The 508-nt window shown below is 51.6% G+C and carries 2 protein-coding genes; both read right to left on the reverse strand.

Going from position 1 to position 508, the window contains the following annotated elements; translation table 11 throughout:
* Positions 1-187: gamma-glutamylcyclotransferase family protein (locus LZP73_RS19255; RefSeq protein WP_326490365.1), on the reverse strand; the 187-nt coding region annotated here is incomplete at its 3' end.
* Between the two features lie 56 nt (positions 188-243).
* The coding region (locus LZP73_RS19260; RefSeq protein ID WP_234236525.1) for a translocation/assembly module TamB domain-containing protein at positions 244-508 on the reverse strand (265 nt) is incomplete at its 5' end.

Here is a 508-nt window from a genome sequence, read left to right on the forward strand (position 1 = left end):
TCAACTGGCGCGCGTATTCACCGCCCCTGGTGCGCAAGGCATCAAGTTCGGCCAGCGTGGCGTTGTCAATACGATAAACTTCACCATGTACTGTTCCGTTCCCCGGAACTGCGCCTGGATAGTGGCCCAGGCTATACAACTGGTAGTTATCAATACTGAAATCGCCCAGTAACTGGGCATTGGTCATCCAGTGACTGTTGCCTTGTTTGTGGCGTAAACTGCCGTAGACAAATATTCGCATTGCTAAAACTCGAACTGATAGAGCAAATCCAGTGCCTGGTCTACACCAGACACGGCTTCCAGATATAGCTTAGGCATCAGGCGATAACGTAACGTGAGTGTTGCTATAGAGTCAAATATACCCACGCCGTATTTCACTTGCAGGCCTGGCAATACATAGCCGCTGACCACCACCTGGGAGGAGTCGCCAACTCCCTCGGTGTCGAGCGCTAAATTGCTTACGCCAAACGTCTCGCCGATTTTACCCACAATCTGGCCACTTTGCGCA

It is taken from the genome of Shewanella sp. AS16 (assembly GCF_021412365.1).
GTDB lineage: Bacteria > Pseudomonadota > Gammaproteobacteria > Enterobacterales > Shewanellaceae > Shewanella > Shewanella salipaludis.